This window comes from Lewinella sp. LCG006, assembly GCF_040784935.1.
GTDB lineage: Bacteria > Bacteroidota > Bacteroidia > Chitinophagales > Saprospiraceae > Lewinella.
Genome location: NZ_CP160680.1, coordinates 5,399,008 through 5,417,529, shown reverse-complemented (window position 1 = coordinate 5,417,529; position 18,522 = coordinate 5,399,008). Strand labels below are relative to the sequence as shown.

Annotated in this window: 15 protein-coding genes; 6 read left to right on the top strand and 9 right to left on the bottom strand. The window is 42.9% G+C overall.

The features are described 5' to 3' along the window. Positions 1 to 27: 27 nt before the first annotated feature. From AB0L18_RS19520 to AB0L18_RS19485, 8 genes are all read right to left on the bottom strand, one after another. Positions 28 to 189 carry a hypothetical protein gene (locus AB0L18_RS19520; protein WP_367388997.1) on the bottom strand — a complete coding sequence of 54 codons (162 nt, stop codon included), beginning with the start codon at positions 187 to 189 and terminating at the stop codon, positions 28 to 30. Between the two features lie 172 nt (positions 190 to 361). Continuing rightward, on the bottom strand, positions 362 to 955 hold the full coding sequence (locus tag AB0L18_RS19515) for a LytTR family transcriptional regulator DNA-binding domain-containing protein (RefSeq protein ID WP_367388996.1): 594 nt from the start codon (positions 953 to 955) through the stop codon (positions 362 to 364). Between the two features lie 237 nt (positions 956 to 1,192). Then, entirely contained in the window at positions 1,193 to 1,732 is a 540-nt protein-coding gene (locus tag AB0L18_RS19510; RefSeq protein WP_367388995.1) for a hypothetical protein, read from the bottom strand. A gap of 136 nt (positions 1,733 to 1,868) precedes the next feature. Then, positions 1,869 to 4,103 (bottom strand): DUF262 domain-containing protein, encoded by a 2,235-nt coding sequence (locus AB0L18_RS19505; RefSeq protein WP_367388994.1) that lies wholly within the window; start codon positions 4,101 to 4,103, stop codon positions 1,869 to 1,871. Continuing rightward, positions 4,093 to 5,916, bottom strand: coding sequence for a DUF262 domain-containing protein (locus AB0L18_RS19500; protein WP_367388993.1), 1,824 nt, complete (start codon positions 5,914 to 5,916; stop codon positions 4,093 to 4,095). The genes AB0L18_RS19505 and AB0L18_RS19500 overlap by 11 nt, the downstream gene beginning before the upstream one ends. A gap of 154 nt (positions 5,917 to 6,070) precedes the next feature. Next, positions 6,071 to 7,261 carry a restriction endonuclease subunit S gene (locus AB0L18_RS19495; RefSeq protein WP_367388992.1) on the bottom strand — a complete coding sequence of 397 codons (1,191 nt, stop codon included), beginning with the start codon at positions 7,259 to 7,261 and terminating at the stop codon, positions 6,071 to 6,073. Beyond that, entirely contained in the window at positions 7,254 to 8,885 is a 1,632-nt protein-coding gene (locus AB0L18_RS19490) for a class I SAM-dependent DNA methyltransferase (protein ID WP_367388991.1), read from the bottom strand. The genes AB0L18_RS19495 and AB0L18_RS19490 overlap by 8 nt, the downstream gene beginning before the upstream one ends. After that, positions 8,882 to 11,962 carry a type I restriction endonuclease subunit R gene (locus AB0L18_RS19485; protein ID WP_367388990.1) on the bottom strand — a complete coding sequence of 1,027 codons (3,081 nt, stop codon included), beginning with the start codon at positions 11,960 to 11,962 and terminating at the stop codon, positions 8,882 to 8,884. Before AB0L18_RS19485 ends, AB0L18_RS19490 begins: the two co-directional genes overlap by 4 nt. Before the next feature lie 442 nt (positions 11,963 to 12,404). On the opposite strand from AB0L18_RS19485, the gene AB0L18_RS19480 reads away from it, so the two are divergent. The 6 genes from AB0L18_RS19480 (at position 12,405) to AB0L18_RS19455 (ending at position 17,921) form a co-directional block, all read left to right on the top strand. After that, positions 12,405 to 12,959 (top strand): hypothetical protein, encoded by a 555-nt coding sequence (locus AB0L18_RS19480; protein WP_367388989.1) that lies wholly within the window; start codon positions 12,405 to 12,407, stop codon positions 12,957 to 12,959. Between the two features lie 17 nt (positions 12,960 to 12,976). Then, positions 12,977 to 14,197 carry a DUF4407 domain-containing protein gene (locus AB0L18_RS19475; RefSeq protein ID WP_367388988.1) on the top strand — a complete coding sequence of 407 codons (1,221 nt, stop codon included), beginning with the start codon at positions 12,977 to 12,979 and terminating at the stop codon, positions 14,195 to 14,197. Further along, positions 14,184 to 15,170: a hypothetical protein gene (locus AB0L18_RS19470; protein WP_367388987.1), complete on the top strand. Its 987-nt coding sequence runs from the start codon at positions 14,184 to 14,186 to the stop codon at positions 15,168 to 15,170. The genes AB0L18_RS19475 and AB0L18_RS19470 overlap by 14 nt, the downstream gene beginning before the upstream one ends. Then, positions 15,167 to 17,089, top strand: a complete 1,923-nt coding sequence (locus AB0L18_RS19465; RefSeq protein ID WP_367388986.1) for a hypothetical protein — start codon at positions 15,167 to 15,169, stop codon at positions 17,087 to 17,089. The genes AB0L18_RS19470 and AB0L18_RS19465 overlap by 4 nt, the downstream gene beginning before the upstream one ends. 4 nt (positions 17,090 to 17,093) lie before the next feature. Next, complete coding sequence (locus tag AB0L18_RS19460; protein ID WP_367388985.1) at positions 17,094 to 17,609, top strand: hypothetical protein; 516 nt, start codon at positions 17,094 to 17,096, stop codon at positions 17,607 to 17,609. 147 nt (positions 17,610 to 17,756) lie between these two features. Next, a complete protein-coding gene (locus AB0L18_RS19455) occupies positions 17,757 to 17,921 on the top strand; it encodes a hypothetical protein (RefSeq protein WP_367388984.1) in 165 nt (54 codons plus the stop codon). Between the two features lie 375 nt (positions 17,922 to 18,296). Here the strand turns inward: AB0L18_RS19455 and AB0L18_RS19450 are convergent, their stop codons facing one another. Further along, complete coding sequence (locus AB0L18_RS19450) at positions 18,297 to 18,443, bottom strand: group II intron maturase-specific domain-containing protein (RefSeq protein WP_367388983.1); 147 nt, start codon at positions 18,441 to 18,443, stop codon at positions 18,297 to 18,299. Positions 18,444 to 18,522 lie beyond the last annotated feature (79 nt).

Sequence of the window (18,522 nt, the reverse complement as noted above, 5' to 3'; positions counted from 1 at the left end):
TTTCCGATTTCCCAATCATCTCCTAATTTACTCCTCTTTCTCTTCCCAATCCTCTGGCCTTTCCTCTTCGCCCCTGGCTTGCCAGTAGGCATCATTGTTAGCGTTGAGCTGATTGGCGTGGTTGTCTAGCTCTTCTTTAGAATACTGGTCATTTCCTCCGTTGTTCGAAGATTGATTTTTGTCAGACATAATACTTTATTTTTTCAAAAAAATTAGTTGCTACTCTACACTGAATGCTCAAGAACCTTCAGGTGAAAGTGGCTATCGAGTACTAATTTGAGGAAGTTCCACCGAACAGGCAATACCCGTATTCCCAATGTACTAAATGCGGAGTTGAAAAGTCTAAATGCGGAGTTGAAAATCAAAACGTCAGATTATCCAGCAGCTCGGATAGCTCGTCTGCTTTTTCTTTGGAAACATTTATTTGTTCGCCGTCCTCCATTTTGGCGACATGTTGATAAGTGTATCGGCCCCTATATTCTGAGCCTTCTCGTGTAAATTGGAGCACATAGCTACAATTGAGAATAGTACTCTTGGTCCGAAAGAAGTAGCCCCCATCTACATCCTGCAGCATTCGATCGAGGCGGGTAAGGCTCTCTGTCGTTGCTATTGTACTATCGTTGTTCATAACAATCGTAACTGGAGAACCGGCATGGATGTACATGATTTGGGAAGGACGTAAGTACGCAGATCCTCCCTTAACCGGAATTTGGACCTTCTGTGCCTCGTAGTTGGAAAGCGCCGGCTCATCGATGGCCATAATCCTCATTTCGTCATCACTATCATCGCCGGAAAATTCCGCTTGGCGGTCTTCGTATTTTTCCAGCGCCTGATAAAAATCCCGCTCCCGCTGTTCATCCAATGAGAGGTAGAAGGATAGGCCCAGCAAGCCCAGGATCAGGATTAAGCTTAAAGTGCGAGCAGCGTTAAATAGGAACTTCAGAACACGTTTCATGACTGACTATTTTTTTATTGCTCAGCGTAACCCATTATACGGTCAAGCAGCGAGCAGTAATTAATATTTATCGTAGAGCTCTCCCAAAGGGTATTGCTCCTCAAACTTGGCTCCCAGTGCTTCTCTTTTTTCTGCGATATAGCTTTCAAAAGTACGCTTGAATTCCAGATCAATGAATCTCCCTACATTCAATATCACACCTAGGAAATCCTTACAGCCCTTTTTGTTCCCCCTTTTCTACATCTTAATTCTTTCAGCGGCACTCTTTTCTCTTGGAGGCTTGGGGGTAGCCTTAGGGGTAACAGGAGCAACAGGTGTCTTTGTATTACGCTGAGTTGATCCAGTTGCCGGATGGTTTTCTTGTACTTGCGATTCCGTTGCCTCTACCTCACAACCCTTGTTCTCATCAGGAAAAAGATTAACTTGTACAACCTTAGTAATAACTTTTCCTGTGGTATCCTGATAAGTCACTTTTACACCTTTGGCTATCAAATAGCTCTGAATATTATCCTTATATACCGAGTATTGTAAGGTATCCTCTGGAAAGCGAATTTCCACTGATTGATAGGATTGAAAATACGACTGAAGACAATCTTTACCAGGCCCCTCCTGTAAATAGGAGCGCTGTTCTTGAGAAGCTTTTGATCCAGAACTTTGGGTGATTTCAAAACGATTATTTTCACAGCCAGAGCCAGAAAGAAGTATTATGATTAACACTCCCAAAAGACCAGCTGGTGTAGTATACGCCTGTACAACGAGCTTAGTAATCTTTTCCATTATATCAATTTTATTTCCAGATAATTATCAGGTTTTTTCTCCTTTCGGACGAATTATCGCACCATAATAATGGATACAACCTTTGTCACTCTACCGCTCAATGAATTCCCCATCTAGTGTAAATTCAGTGAATTTGTTAATCATTATTCAGGATATCCTGAATGACTTCTTTGAGTTTCACTATTCGGTCTTCTAAGTCGAGCCCTTCATCGTTCTGCTCTACTTCCAGTAACCCTTCCTCTGTAATTATTTCATCTTCGATTAATTGCTGAATAAGCGAATTAGCGTTATTATCTTCATCTTCGTCTTTAAATAAAAAGCCTTTTTCAATAGTTGAAATATTAACTCGTTCTCGCCCATTAGAGAGATCTAACGGGAAGTTATAATTTTCCAATCTAACGTCTTCTGAATTTATCATTGTTACAATTTCGTATAAATAAGGCTGCCAATTGAAACCATTGAAACGCTTTCTTCTCATCTTCCACAATTCGTATTCTGTATCTTCATTCCACCAGTAATATCCATCGTGACACTCTATCCGAAAGGATGGATATTTTAAGAAATAGTATTTCCAGTCTTTAGGTTTACTCTCATAAGCACTCAGTGTACTGTCCAGATGTTGCTCAATAGAAATGGAGGAATTTTGTATAAAAAAATCTAAGCACTCCATCAATACCGGTTTGGTATTAGAGAATATTTGCTTTTCCTTCCCGTACCCGGGAGTAGTGAAAAATCGTCTAAGCGTTACTCTTGCCGGAGAAAGTAAATTATACCAGTTCCCTTCTTTCTGAGAGTAATCACCAAAGCACAATAGCAGATTACTTCTGTTGATGAAGTCAGTTTTTATTTCTTCCTCGTCAAAAATATTCAGAAACTTTGGTGCCCTTTCATTTAAGCTATCATCCAAATCAAAAATAGAGATACAGCCTCGAAAAATGTCACTATCCTCTAAGCTGTTAATAACCTTTTCCATAGGTGGATTCTGAGTAATGAATCTTCTTTTTCCCTTCTCTTCTTCTATTTGATCTGTTTTGAAATTCTTTACCTTTTCCAAGTCCTCGTCTAGAATAAACGCCTCTAATTCACTGAAACTCTTTCCTAATACACGTTCCCTTAATTCGTTTTCGGAGTTAGCTACAAGGTTTCTGACAATTCGAATATTCTTAGGAAAATTTTCACTGCTGCCTTTTAAGTGAATTAAGCAAGCATACAATAAGAGCTGTTCAGGATAGGACAATCCACGTCCGACATCATAGTACAGCAAGCATCTATGCAACAAGTCTTTGTCTTCGTGCGGAAAAAATAACCGTGTTTTTGAGTGGTCAAAATCCTGATTATCGTAGTAAAAAATACTATCCCAAAAAGTACTATTACTGTTTTGTTGTTCAACAATTGCGTCTAAAATATCGAATAGAAATAGTAGATTTTTTTCATCCTTGTATATCTCCTTGATTACCGCTAAGGATTCTACCGTGTCTTTGTAAGGTAAATCATTCTTTAGTGCCAGCACATAGGTGAAGTAGTTGAAGAAGTTCAAGAAACTATTATCTACCGTCAATGCAATATCTATCTCCGTGTTATAGAATTCACTTTCTTTAACAACTTTCCAAATACAATCCATCCATTCCCGGTCAACGGAATCTTCAAAGCGCTGTTTTAAATTCTCATCGGTAATAATATCCGAAAAACCTGCTTTAAAATATTCGAACTCTGTTAGCGCCTTACCGCGCGAATTCATTTTTATATAAAGATCATCAGATAATCCAACTTTGTCCATATCCAGCTTATAGAAGTAGAATGGACAATTTTCATTTTCTAAAATATTCCAAATATCATCCTCCCCCAGCGCTGTGTAACGTACTTCGATCTCCTCTAAGACAACCAACATTGCTTGAATACTCGGGTCGTAATCCCATGTATCAAAGTACCAGGGTTGATTCATTACCTCAGCTTTAATGCTGCGATTCTCAAATCCTGGCTGAAAGTCAAGTAGTTTGTCGCAAAAGACGGTAGTACTATGCCTGGTCTCGTAAACAAAGTTAGTCAAGAAAGCTTTTTCATCTACTGCAACATTCTCTTTAGCAGAAACAAACCAGTACAATAGCCAAAGCGTAGTCAACCGCTGCTGGCCATCAATTGGCGTAAATGTTTTATAGTTATCCCCTTCTTGGTTAAACCCATAGATGAAATCTAATTCTAGCTTTTTCTTTGCTGAACTATTGAGGATCGTGGCAATGGACTCAAAAATTACATCTAAAAAATCTCTTCTAATCTTGGATGTTTTATCATCCTTACGCCCTTGTGCATAATCTCGCTGAATGATCGGAATTTCTATTTTGTTCTTGAGTACTTCTGTAAAGCTAATCTTCATCGTTTTTCAGTTTTAAGTTCAAATATGGAGCTAAGCATTCTTCAATTTCCCGTAGGTAGTTTTTTCGCTCTTGGCTCGTCCAAAGAGAATAGTTAGGAGAAGACTCCTCTGCGTAATAATTGAGAAAAATCCGACGAGTAGCAAGAGGAAGAAATGCTCCCTTTTTATCCAGTTCAATTATTTTTCTTCGCTTTACCTCAAAAACAGAGTTGCTAAGCATTATATTCTCTTCAATCCCAAGAAGAGCCAGGTTTTGTATTTTATGCAGGTAATCACCTTCTTCCCCTTCTTCTTTCGGTAGAAGGTTCAATATCCTAGTGCTCAATTCTTCAAACTGAGTATACTTGAGGTCATCCAGTGCATTATTTACAGCTTCTGTTATTTCTTCCACTTTTACTGGATCATTAACTACCGATGGCAAAACATCAAGGTGAGTGGTAAGCCAGGTTTTCCATTGCTCCTGCTTATTCACATTAATGCCCTCAATATTTTGCGCATGGATGTGCTCTAGGCTTTTGCTAATTCGTTTATATATCTCGAAAGGGAAGAAGTCGTTAATATTTTCGTTCAACCTAGTGAGCTCTACATTGGTGAGCAGCAATGTATTGGTGATTTTCTCAGTATCATTCCTGTTTTGATAATCTAAATCGCTCCAATTATCAGGTATAGCATTAGCTATTAACTGATTTATCTCATGCTCAAATCTATCTTTTGTCCAGTTCTTTTTTATTGCCACTAAGTCCCGGATACTCGTTCCAGTTGCTATCAAAAAGCCAATTTTATGGTATAAGTTTTTGTCAGTGTACCAATACCTGAGCGAGCGATATATTTCCTCAACCTTTATCCATTTTTCCCACAAAGAATCAGCATCTTCCTTTTTATCAAAAAAATGAAGAAAGCTGTACAGCTTGTCACTCTCATTTGATTTCTTGCCCGTAGCTACATCAAAGAGATATTCAATCTTACTACTGTAGTACTCCAGTGGAGCATTAGATATGAAGGCCCAGAACTTCGGATTATTTAACTGATTCTCTATTTCATCCCATATTTGAACGAGTTGTGTTCGGCGCTTTATCCTGTCATCTTGATCCAGCTCTTTAAAACTATCTTGATTAACGAATTTTGCTTTGATGAGCTCTGCACTGGTCAATGGTATCTTACCCCGGTTCAAGCGAGTAAATAACTCTTTACTTTTTTGGGTGTTATCCTGTATCTCATACCAAATAACCTGTATGCTCCATTCTGGCCAATTTTCTTTACTTTTAGGCAATTGCACATCAGGTAGCAACGTATCTAAAAAAGTATTTTTGCCAGACCTCCCAATCATGTTTTCTTCATTCTCGAACCAGCTTTTTATGGTTTGATACGCTTCACTTAAGTAATACAAATCCGGCTTAGAATCATTGTATGTATTGGTATTCAAAAAGGCTTTCGTCTCAGGACGAGTTTTATAGTCTAAGGTGTACACCTCCTTACCATATTCCTCTTTTAAACTATCCATTCTCAGATGCTCTTTGCTCAAATAGTGTAGGATTCGGTGGATAGTCGTCAATCGTTGCTGACCGTCTATCAGCTCGTAGCCTTCAACACCCTTCCCTGAAGCGTCCTTCCAGCTTTTCTTACGGACCACAATAGGTTGTAAACAATAAAAGGTATTGGCATTACTTTTCTCTTGCCGGTACTCCCATATATCCTCCAGAAGCTGTGTGACGTTTTGGTGCGTCCAGCGATAGCCCCTTTGGTAATCGGGAATATAAAAATTCAAACCCAGTAGTTCGGTAATGGTCCTTAGTTCTATTTGATTGTCTGCCATCGCGTTAATTGCTGTTTTTTAAACCCCTTGTATTATAAATAAAAGTAGAAAGCCCTGATCTGCTTTGCTTTACATTTTAAACATTATTATCACTCCTCTCCTTTACCCGCCGATCAAAAAGCCCATCCCTCTCAAACAATGCTTTAGGCTTGGCCTACTCCCCCACCCGCACCTGCCCATTAATCAGCATCGGCAACAGCCAGTCCCGCAGGGAGGTGAGGTGCTGGTTTTCTTGTTGAATTTGATTTATTTTTTTGAAAATAGGGTTCAAAACTTGATTGAAATTTCGTACAATTCTCATTTGATCTTTTTGAGGCAAGACTACTTTTATATCCTTCAATGTACCCTGACTGACATTTTTCATAATCGTGCCACCTGACTGGGTAGACATTAATTTTTCTACATTTTTTAGATGATAGAAGATTACATTTTTTTGGTCAAAATCAAATGCTTTGAAACAAATAATGAACCCACAGTAAATAGTATTTTCTTGATAGTCAGCAATCAGCCGAGTTGCACCTGGCGTACCACTTCTTGTAATCAATATTGTACTTTCATCTACTAAATACTTCTCTACATTAGCACCTCTAAGCCAGATTTCATCCAAATCTTCATTGGCGATAAATATTGATGAACTACTGACGTTCCTTACGTTGATAATTCTGGCTTTTGTATCACCTTCTTCTGATGGATCGTAATTAATTCCGTTTTTGAAAGTACCAAGATCCTCTAATTTAAACACCTCCCACCCCACCGGAATCTCCCGCTTCAACCGCTCATTATACACCATCTTCCCGCCAGAAGACTTGTAAGGCTGGCCTTCTTCGTTAGGAAAATCAAACTGCACAAACCAGTAGTCGTACAACAACTTGGCCATCCCCTCCAACTCCGTGTTGATGCGGTTGTTGAGGGCGATTTTTGATTCTAGATCAAATAATAAGTCTGCTGACAGCTTCTGATTTTTAAAATTGAGATAAGGAACTTGTAGTTCGTGTAATTCATTCCTGTTAACACCTGGGACAGCGCTTTTATCTGAGGTTGCTACATTACCTAAACACTGCATCAGAAAATAGACATACTTAGGATAATTTCCCTTGAAGTCAGTCACGTATAAAGCAGTATTATGAGGCCAGTACTTTTCATCCAAATAATAGACTTGACCTAACGTACCGTATCGACCTGTTACTAAGCCTTCTCCTTCTACCTTATACTCATTATGGTAACCAGAAATACCGCCAGAACTAATAATTGGATATGGACCTTCTTTTCTCAAATAAGAAGGAAGGTCATAGCCTCTCTTAAAGTTCAGAATATCACCAAGACGCTTTGTTGTCACTCTAGTCATACTTAAGAGTAGTTAGCATGTTCTGAATATTCTGTTCCAAGCTTTTTGATTCTAGGAAAAAATCATTTAATCTTTTTTGGTATTCAGAAACCTGTTTCTCAAACTCCTCCTTCGTAATATCCACATACTCGATCTTCACCTCAAAATACTGCCCGGCACTTAGCGAGTAATTTTTGGCGGCAATCTCTTCGTAGCTTACCACCACGGAGAAATCATCCGTAGCGGTTTTGCTGTTAAAGGTGTCGATGATTTGTTGCTCCTCTTCTCTGCTCAGCAGGGTCTTCTGGTTTTTTCCTTCCTTTACGGTGGTGCCCAGGTTAGAGGCGTCCACTAGTACCACCTCTGCCGTATTGGTCACATCCAAAAAGAGGATGCTCACATTGGTACCCGTGGTAGCGAAAATATTGCTGGGCATGGAGACCACGCCCGCCAGCATTTTTTGTTCTACCAGCCTTTGCCGAATGGCCTTCTCTATCCCACTCTGGGCGGTGATAAAGCCCGTAGGCACCACAATGGCCGCCTTGCCTTTGGCCGATAAGCAGTGCATGATGTGCTGGATAAAGAGCGGGTAGATGGCCATTTTGTCTTTGGCCTTTTTGGGTACGTTAGGGATGCCGGCAAAGAAGCGCTCGCGATTGGCTTTGGTCTCCAGCTCGGCGCTGTAATCACTAAAATCCAGCTTAAAGGGCGGATTGGAGACGATGTAGTCGAACTTCCGCAGCTGGCCCTGCTCGTCGCGATGGTAGGGGTGCTGGATGGTATTGCCCTGAATAATGTTCTGGATAGAATGCACCAGGTTGTTTAGGATCAGGTTGAGCCGCAGCAGGCTCGATGATTTTTGCGAAATATCCTGCGAGTAGATGGTACACTTGTCTTCCCCAATGGCGTGGGCCAGGCTCATCAGCAGCGTACCCGAACCCGCCGAGGGGTCGTAGCAGGTCACGTTGCTCACCGGCGCATCCACCAGGCACTGCGCCATGATGTGGGCCACCGCGTGGGGCGTGTAGTACTCGGCGTACTTGCCACCGCTGTCTTTGTTGTAATCAGAAATCAGGTACTCGAAGATATTGGCAAAGAAGTCGTACTTCTCGGCAAAGATGTGCTCAAAGCTGAAGCCGATAAGTTTATTGATCAAGGCTTTGCAAAAAGCATCTCGCTTGGAGGTATCGGAGATGTACGCACTCAGGCGGTCAAAGAGAACAACTTTGGAGCCGCTGTCGGTTTTCACCGAAAACAGGTCGTTGTTGTCCTTGGCAATGCCTTGCAGGGTATCGTCGAAGAGGGTGGCAAAGTTGGCCTCGTCCTGCCGGTGAAAGAGGCTGCTCAGCAGGTGTTCGGGTTGCAGGCGGGCGGTGCCTTCACTCAGTTGCAGGAGCAGCAGCTCGTATTCGTCTTTCGAATAGTTTTTCAGGGCATCCTCCCAATGCTCGGCGGCCGCCAGCTGGGGCTCAATGGTTTTGACTTCTGCCGCAAATTTATCGTTCAGAAACTTGTAGAGAAACACCTGGGTGATGATCTTAAACTCATTGCCGTCGTTGCCCAGCCCGTAGCTGGCACACACGCCTTTGAGGTCGTCGATAATGGTCTCCACTTTGGCTTTAAAATCGGTCGTGGTTGTGGTCATATTGGTCGTCCGTAGTAATCGTTTAAGTATTCCTTCACCACCAGCTGGTTGATAAACTTGGCGCTTTCGGCGGTGAGGGAAATGTTGTTCTTGTTTTTAAATTGCTCAATCACCAGCCGCACCATCATTTTCTCCGCGTAGCTTTCGTTTTCCAGCAGGCGGGGATTTTGCTGTACGTTGGTATCCACGGCTTCTTTCAAACCCGACAGAGCAGCTAGCAATTGGCTTTTGCTGGCGGCGGGGTCGCCTTTCTCCAGGATGCGCTTGTGCACGCGGGCGTACTTGGCGTCGTAGTCGTACTTGGCGCGCAGCAGCTGGTCTTTGCGTTCCTGCTCGCGGGTACGGGCGTAGAGTTTCGTCAGGTCGGCGATGTTGGCTTCCATATCCTCGCGGGTAATTTCGCTGAGGTTTTTCTTGCGAAACAGGCGCTCCAACTCGGCGCGGAGCGATACAATTTCGGGATCTTTAGGGTCCATGCTGCCAGCCAGGGCTTCGCGTGTTTTTTGCAGGATGTTTTTCAGCTCGTCGGCCAGCACCATTTCTGCTTCGCCTACTTTCGTAAAGGCAAACAAGACCTCTTCCAGGGCCATGTTCAGCAGGTTGGTATTGTCTACCTGGTTTTCCAGCGCATCGCGGGTGTTGATGAGTTGCAGGCGGTCGTTCGCCAGTCGCGCCAGTATAGTGAGTTTTCGAAAATCGAGCTTCTCCAACAGCTCATAATTGCCGGAAAGGCGAATCAGGTTGTACAAGCTTTTGGCCTGGTTCAAGGCCCGCGTGAGTTCCAGCATCTGGCTGCGGTCGTTGATTTCACTGATCTGCTGCGAAAAAACGGCGGCATTATTGGTCGTAAAATCAAAGATCGCGTCTTCAATCTCCTTGATCTGCGTTTCTATTTCCTGGGCAGACAGGAAGAGGTCCGAATAGTGCTGCATCTCATCGCCCAGCTCGTCCTGCAGTTCATCAAAGTAAGCCTTATTTGTTTTATCAAACTCGCTGCTGATGTCGGCAAAATCCACGACGTAGCCGTACTGAAAATCGTGATAAGTTCGGTTGACCCGCGTGAGCGTCTGCAAAAGGTTGTGTGATTTGATGACGCGCCCAATGTACAATTTCTTGAGGCGTTTGGCATCAAAACCCGTCAAAAGCATATTGAAAACAAACAGGAAGTCGATCTTCCCGGCTTTAAATGCCTCTACCCGGTCTTCGATTTCTTTTTTGGTGCCAGCATCGTGCAAGATGAGGGCCGCAGTACGTACCTGGCGTGCCGCTTTCTTTTTGGCGGCGTAACTTAATAGCGGTTCGGCAGCATCCGCCAAGGAAGGTACCATGGTATACTCTCTTGCACCCATATATTTCTCCTGAAAGATTTTGTACATCATTCTGGCCTGTGCCGAGGAATCACAAACGACCATCCCTCCGATGGAATCATCGTTGTGGTGAAAGCGGGCCTGCTCAAAATCTTTGACAATATAAGCCAGCATGGGCTCCACGAAATTTTCGTGCGCGTAAAGCTTCCCACGATCGGCTTTGCCTTTGATAATCTCCAGTTCTGCCAGGGCTTTCGCCAAAGTCAGCTTGTAAGAGGTTTCAATCTCCTCCCGAATCAGGCGCAGGGTATAGCCATCGGCAATGGATTTATTGTAGTAATACTTGTGGATGTAGCCTCCAAACAGCGAGCGAGAATTGTAGTCATCGCCCAGCAGCGGCGTGCCCGTCAGGCCAATCTTGATGGAATTGGGGTCCGACTCGCGCAGGTTGGCCAGAAAGCTCCCTTTGGGGTTGTAGCTGCGGTGTACCTCATCAAGGAAGTAGACACGTTGCAAGCTCAGGTTGTAATCGGTGTTTCGTAATATCGTCGGATCATCCTGGAATTTTTGGATATTGACGACCGTTATCTCCGGCGCACCATCGTTGTTTTCTACCGCCTGTCTGGATTTAATGGTGCGGGCAAATTCCTCGCGGGAATTGACCTTTTGCACCTTCAGGCCGCGGGCCGTAAATTCCTTACTGGCCTGGTTCAGCAAATCCAGTCGATCAACGATAAAGTAAAACTTGGCGACGATTCCTTGCTGCTGAAAATAGGCGGTCAGGTGCTTGACGTTGTAAAAAGCCAGTGCCGTCTTCCCACTCCCCTGCGTATGCCAGATGATCCCTTTACGAATACCCTCATCCAGTTTCTGACCAATCGCCTTGGTCGCAAACAGCTGAGGATAGCGCATGATGTGCTTTTCCAGATGGGTTTCCTGCTGCACGTAAGCCAGGGCATATTCCAAAATAAAAGCCAGGCGATCTTTGCTAAACAGGGAAGTACAAATCCGGTTGGTGGGACGGTTGGGATCTTTGTTGGTCGCAAACTCCGGCGAGTGCTTAATGCTTACGAGGTTGGTATCTTTCAGTACAAAATTCTCTACGGCATCATCCTGGGCTTGCAGCAAAACGGATAAATCCAGGTCTTCTTCTTCCCGAAAGTAATTCAAGCTGGGCTTTTGGTACGAAGCAGTCGCGTAAAAAGCCCCCGCCAGTGGTTGGGGCGAGCCATCGTCGTACTCCATGTTATTGGAGAAGACCATCAGCTGCGTGATATTGAAAAAATTCCGAAATCTCTTGTTTTGAAAGCGGGTCACCATGCGATCCCTTTCCGCCAGGATCCCCTCCCGGTTATTGGGCTTTTTGACCTCAATAAAAGCCAGCGGCATCCCATTGATCAGCAGCGTGATATCTGGCCGGAAGGATTCTTCCTCCTTTTCGCAGGGTAGTTCGGTGACGATGTTAAAAGTATTCGCATGGAAGTCCTCGAAGTCGATGAGTTTAACACCCGATTTTTCCACCAGCCGCTCGTAGAAAGCTTTACCGACATCCTCATTGTCCAACAACAAAGAAATCTCGTCGAGCAAGCGGAGGGCATCCGCTTCCGTGAGCCCCACGTTAATTTTACGGAGACTTGCCACGAAAATGTCGGTAAAGATATTGGTATCCCTGCGCCAGTTGGCCCCCTTGAGGCTAAGGTACTGGTACCCTAACCTGATCAAATGCAATAGCGTCGGTATTTTGACGCGCGAGTCTTCGTTGAATTTCATTTGAGGTTAGCGCTGATGAATCGTTTTCTTAACCGAAAATCTTTGTTTGCTGCTAAAAATACGAGCTTGTTTTTAAAAACTGTTGTTTTTTACGAGAATTGGAGGGAATAGTTGCTGGGAATATAGAAATCAGTAGTAAAACATGATTGCCAATGCTAAAACTGTACTGTAAACAAGTTATTTATCATTCTAAAAAACAAATGTAGTTTTCAAGTGAAGGAAGGGAAACACCCGAGAGTAAAGGTCAATGATCACCAGACACTCCTTGGAGGACTTGCATCACACCTTGATGAAATTTCAAAGAAAATAAACTCAATTCCCGTTAAATCAAAAATAAACACCGTTTACGTAACCAAAAATACCGATCTTCGTAAAAGAAGACAATTTACCTCTACCGATTTTACAGCGCCCAAACAAATAGAGAAACCCTAAAGCTATTCAATTGCACTTCTACCTATCCATAATAAAGCAGTTCTTCCTCCTGCTCCTTACAGGAGAATCGCCAAAAATCAACCATTGGCGAGCTGATACTATTAGGCCTATTCAGGGGATTCCTTTCAATGTCGAATGGCAGGTTGAACGCGCACTTTTCGTCAGGCTCAAAGGCTACAAAAAACGACTTCCTACATCGGGAGCAATGCTCATCAAAGTGGAAAACACATCGGCGGTACTGGAACTAGAGGCGGTAGGTTTATTTAGCGCAAGCAAAAGTTCCATGTCTATCTCGTGCGGAGACACCGTTCAGTTGACCTACGATGCCATCAAGGAATTTACGGATACCCACCGAATCCAAAGGCTGTCCTGCGGCAAATCGGTACAAGCACAGCTGCAAGCAAAAGGTCGCCTGGTCTTCCCCAGAAAAACTTCCCCACGGCGACTTACCCCCAAATACCTACTCCGTAATCGTAACATAAGATTATTTCAATCTCCTTTTGACCCCAAAGCATTTAACGACAACGATCAAGGCGCAACGCCTACCCTATCCAATCCCTTTTAATTTAAAAATCCATATCAATGACCGATAACCGACAGCATCGATCGCCTAAACCTGGCTTTTTCATGCGCCTTTTCTGGAAAGCCTGTGGTGCCGACCGATCTATTTTGGAACAGTGTGATTACCGCGAACACGTTAAGTACGCTTGTCTTGGAGGCATCGTCGTAGCAACCGGCTTAATGGCCGGTATCGCTGGAGGATACGCTTTTTATACCATCTTCGAGCCAAACAGCTCTGCCCTGGAGACCGGGACGGATCTGCCAGTACTATGGATTTCTCTTGGATTTGGAATCATCTGGGGCGCGATGATCTTCAACCTTGACCGGTTTATTGTCACCAGTACCGGACAGGGAGATGGCTCCGAAAAAATCACCAGGGATGAATTCGTAGGCGCTATTCCCAGGATTATCATGGGGATCATCATTGCCATCACCATCTCTAAGCCCCTGGAGATAAGGATTTTCAAATCGGAGATTGATGTTCGACTAGTCCAAGAACAAATGGATCAACAACAAGCATTTATTGCATCAATCGACAAAAGATATGCTCCGGAGGTTACGAGAATTGAAACAGAGCAGGATTTAGTTAGACAAAAGACAACTGAAATCCAGGAGCGTTACCGACAAACTGAGATCCGGTATCTAGATGAAATGCAAAATCGTGACCACTATGGAAATGGGCCAGTAGCCAAATCTATTAAGGCTCAACTTGATGATATTGAAAAGGAACTAAAAACCAAAGAAGACGAACAAAAAGAGTTGGCTGAAAAATTCAACGATCTACAAGCTGAAATAGATGAGCAAAAAGCAAAAAAAGAAGATATCGCTAATGGATTAGATGGCTTATTGGAACGAATCAAGCTCTCTCACGAAATCGCAGGTTGGCAGATCACGCTTTTTATCACTTTACTGTTTGTGGCTATTGAGCTTACACCAATTTTCTTCAAATTGATGCTCATTAAAAGTCCTTATGATTTTCTTTCGGACAATCAAAAAGAGTTGATCAAAGCGCAGGCCGGGATTGAAGTAAAGTACAACTACTATAAGGACAAGGAAGGAATAGAAAAGGATTTGGTGATTTTTCACGAAGTACTCCGGCAAACCGATGAGCAAGATAAACTCACTAAAGCCCAGCTGGAATTGAACGACTACATCGTCAATAAATGGCTGGAACGGGAGAAGAAAAAAGTAGACGAAAACCTGGACCAATATATCAACGCTACGGAGAATGAAGCTACTTAAAAGCATCTTACATACGGTTAGCCGGTGGGGATGGTTGCTTTTTGTAGTAGAGCCTAAATTGACCGAAGCTTGTCCGCCCTCCGAAAAGCGCATCCTTGCATTATGTGGATGGATTGCCTGCTTAAATCATGTATTGTTAGCTATCGCCGCAGTAACCATAAGTCAGCTAATTGCTAATGAACCACTCATTATCGTTGTGATTAGCTTATTGCTATTTCTTGGTATTTCTGCAATGTACCGTTTACTGCTGACTACTTTTAGTAGCGATCGTCTACCTCATACCTCAGATATTAGTATCTTTAATTCTTCTATTATTATTAGTTTCTTCTTTCTAATTTTCATGTCTTTACTGGTTGCTAAACCGCTGGAACTAATAATATTCCAGAATGGGATTTCAGAGTACTTGGCAGAATATAGGTTAGCCAAATCCAAATCATTTTGGGATAATAATCTCGCATACTTAGACCAAGAAATTGAGCTGGTAGAAAATAAACTGAACACACTTTTATCGTATTCTCAGGAAATGGAAAAGACCGCTTTCCGCAAGCGGCTCAATGAACTATGCCAAAAGCGCCAGCAATACATCAACGATTTTGAATTAGCCAATGCCAATTCTAAAGACATCCTTGCTCGATTCCAACTCCTATATGACCACTTTAAAGAAAGTTGGTGGATAAGCCTGGTGGTTTTAAGCCTTTTTCTGATTCCTTTTTTAGCGAAGATTTCCTGGTTGAAAACCGGCACTTATCAATTGAAGTGCGACAACAATGACTACGAACTGATCCTGTCCAGTTTTTTTCATTGCCAGTCACGTTACAAAAACATTTTCCAGTCCTCTTACCAAGTGGAAGTATCTTTATACGATGATTACCATGACCCACCCTTTAATACCCGCAAAAGAGAAGACACCCGTAAAGTCGCGGGATTAGCCTCTTTGAGAGAACGTATGGCACAAAATCAGGACGAAGCATGATCATCGACCTGATTACCATCCTGGAAAGAACTTATCTCGAAGGAGAAATAAAAGCCAAGTATCGCGGAGAACTCTTGGAAGGGGATTCGTCTTTTGAGAAGGATTATATAATAGAAATCTACGAGGCCACCATTCACGAGGGAAAAACCATCATCACAAAAGACCAGAAAATACAACTTGACGCAGCCTTTACATGGTTAGATTGTCCTGATATCAAGGGAGCAAAAGTCCATTTACCAGAGTTCCAGGAAGAGGATGAAATCTTCGCGCTTGACCTTACTTCCGTCAGTATTACCTCTCCTATTCTTTCCAACATTGAGCAGGAAGGCAATTCTACCTTTGGAGAGCTGAGTGGTACCATATCGGCATTGGTGGATGAACAGCGAAAACTAAAATCGCTGTCAGAAATAGAACCACTCGTAGTGTTCCATCCAGAGGAGAAGATAAAAGTCATCTCTAATAAAACAACCGCAGAAATTGAGGTAGAGCTTGATGTACGCCAAGCTGGGGAAATGGCAATAACTGAGTCTCCCGTTAAACTTCCCGATGGTGGAATACTAACAAATGTCCGACTGGTAAAAGTGTGGATCGTTGGAGATATTGCCAAGGTGATCCTCTCTGGGAAATATATTCCTCCTCCTGCTCCTCCAACAGGTCCAGAAAATACCCTAGTAAAAGATGAACCGTCTACAACAGGAGAAACCATTTCTTTCGGTGACGTGATTAGAGAAATATTCAATGCCATTCCTTGGGTTCTTTCCATTCTATTTGCACTGCTTATTCTAGTCACTATCATCAATGGTATTGTGGCCTTACTGGGCTGGCAAAATCTTGGTATCTTGATTGGAGTGCTACTGGGAGGCTACCTCATCTCTCTTATCCCCTTTGTTCATAATCTTCCCTGGAAGCCACTATTTTCCTTTGGTCGGATAAGCACTAGAGTGCTCATGAAAATCGCCCGGTGGACCATCTGGATTTTTTGCTTTGTCTTGTTATTTACCAGCTACACCTCCCTGGCCATCATATTTGGGGTGCTAGGGCTAGTAATATGGATCAGCTCTTTCCAAAAAGACACTAGTACCACCAGTTTTGGCTTATCGGGGCTAGGTATCATCGCAGCTGTAATCATTCTATTCTCCGGATTGGCCACATTAACGAGTACAGCTGACCGCCAGTACGCTCGAGCAGGAACTACCACTACTTTCCCAATTACCGTTACGGATACCATTGTAAATCCACAAGACAGTCAAGGCGTATCACCAACGATCCGGCTTGTGCACCACCTGCAATGGACCGACCTACTGTTTGACAAACACGAAGGAAAACTAGTCGTTTATCCAGCTGACATGGCAAAAGCGGAGACATTTATGGCCAGGTATGCGTCGGGAAATAATTTTTCCTACCAAAGTTTATACAAGTACATACTTCAGGAGGAAGGATACCTACACCAAGAACTAATTGCACTGATAGATAGTATTCAAAATCTTCGCCAGTACAATCAAATTGATTTAGCGGGTCTCATAGTTACTATGGTCCAGGAGATCCCCTATGTTTTTATCATGGATGGATCATGCCCTAATAATACTGACGCCCCGTGTGTGGCCCAGGTTCCATTTGGGCTGTACACACCAAAGCAATTCACCTACACTTTAGCGGGCGACTGTGATACGCGTGCCTTAATGCTATATGCAATTCTTGACCATTATGGATATCAAGTCGCTATACTAGCCAGTGAGTATTACGCCCACGCCATGTTGGGTATAGATCTCCCCATTTCTGGTTATCATCTCAAACAAGGCAACAACCGCTACTACTTTTGGGAAACCACCACGAAAGGGTGGACACCGGGACAATTATCTCCAGAGATCCGGAATCTTGATCTTTGGGATATTTATCTAAGCAATCAAAAAAACATATAAAACAATGAATACCAACCTTATGCTCCTTGGCCTCTTTAAGTGGTTTTATCTAAGTATTCTCTTTGTTGTATTCTGTTATGGATGCTATCATTTCATCAGGAATCGCCTCAAAAAGCAATACAACCAGGACGCATTAGAAATGGGAGGAACCATCGTCATTGGCGCATTGATCTTCTCATCAGCAGCAGTGATCTACCCCACTAGCGATGCCCTCAGTCAGGCTTTTCAATTATTTTCTAAGCAAACGACTGGTAGTCAACTGGCACTAAGTTTGATTCAGTTTGCAGGTTATGCTTTGGTTATCAGCCTCATCAATTTCCTGCTCCTCTTAATGGTGAGTTCCGTAACCACCAGGATATTACATCGTGAATCCTATCTCGAAATTGCCTCAAAAAATGATCTTCCGGGCAGCCTGTTATTTGCCGTTATTATCATTTGTCTGGCTATCCTATCGATTGATAGCATTACCTATATGCTGGATGCGCTGCTTCCTTATCCGGCGCTGCCTGGGTTTCGGTAGGTGACCAATTATTAGGGTCACAAGGTTAGGCTAAAATATTTTTTTAAACTTTTTTGTGTTAAAAAATTAAAAATTCATCATATTAAAAAACTTATTGTTTTATATTAGCTTCCCGAATTTCATACTAGAGAAAACCAGTTGTTCCTCATGAAGAACCTCTCCGACGCACAGGTGCGTAGGTTGCGTCAGCGTGCGTCTGATCAAAGTGAAAAGAATACTTCCCGGTTGGTAGTGTTGCTGCGTCTATTCAAGAAGTACAAAAAGGCGAGCGAAGGCAAAAAACAACGGAATGTTGGAGAGGAAGAGGAATAATTTTTGAGCGCTTCTAAAATCCCCCTAAAGAAAAAACTAAAAACTTTATAAATTACTGATAATCAATACTATTAAAAATACAATTCACATCCTGCTGGGATCACTAATCAAGTAGGAGAAACGAATGATGATTTCTTCATCGGTCGTTTCGTCCTCTCACACCACCCAGCGTACGCCTTACTTACTAGGCGGTTTCATCAACTTGGAGCAGTAATAAGCAGGTAAATCAAACAGACCAATTGAGGCGAACCATTCCAGATTCATCCCTTAGTGCGTTTGAGGCCTGTTGGATATATGGTACCATCTTTTACTAGATAGTGCCAGTAGTCAACTGCGCCATTTAGGTATGCCTTGTTCCTGTAGAAATCTGGCTATTCAGATGGTACGTTTGCACTGTTTCAAGCGAAAACAACGGATTCGACGTCTTAGCCAGCCCATTAACTTTTCCAGTTTGCCTTTCATATTGGCTCGTTGGAAGTAGTTGAGCCAGCACCGCGATACGAGGTTAACTTCTTTGACCATCTGGCTAAAGCTAATTACTTAGTATAATGGTATGAATGGCACCCAGCAAAAAGCCAGACTCATTCCTGAATCTGGCCTA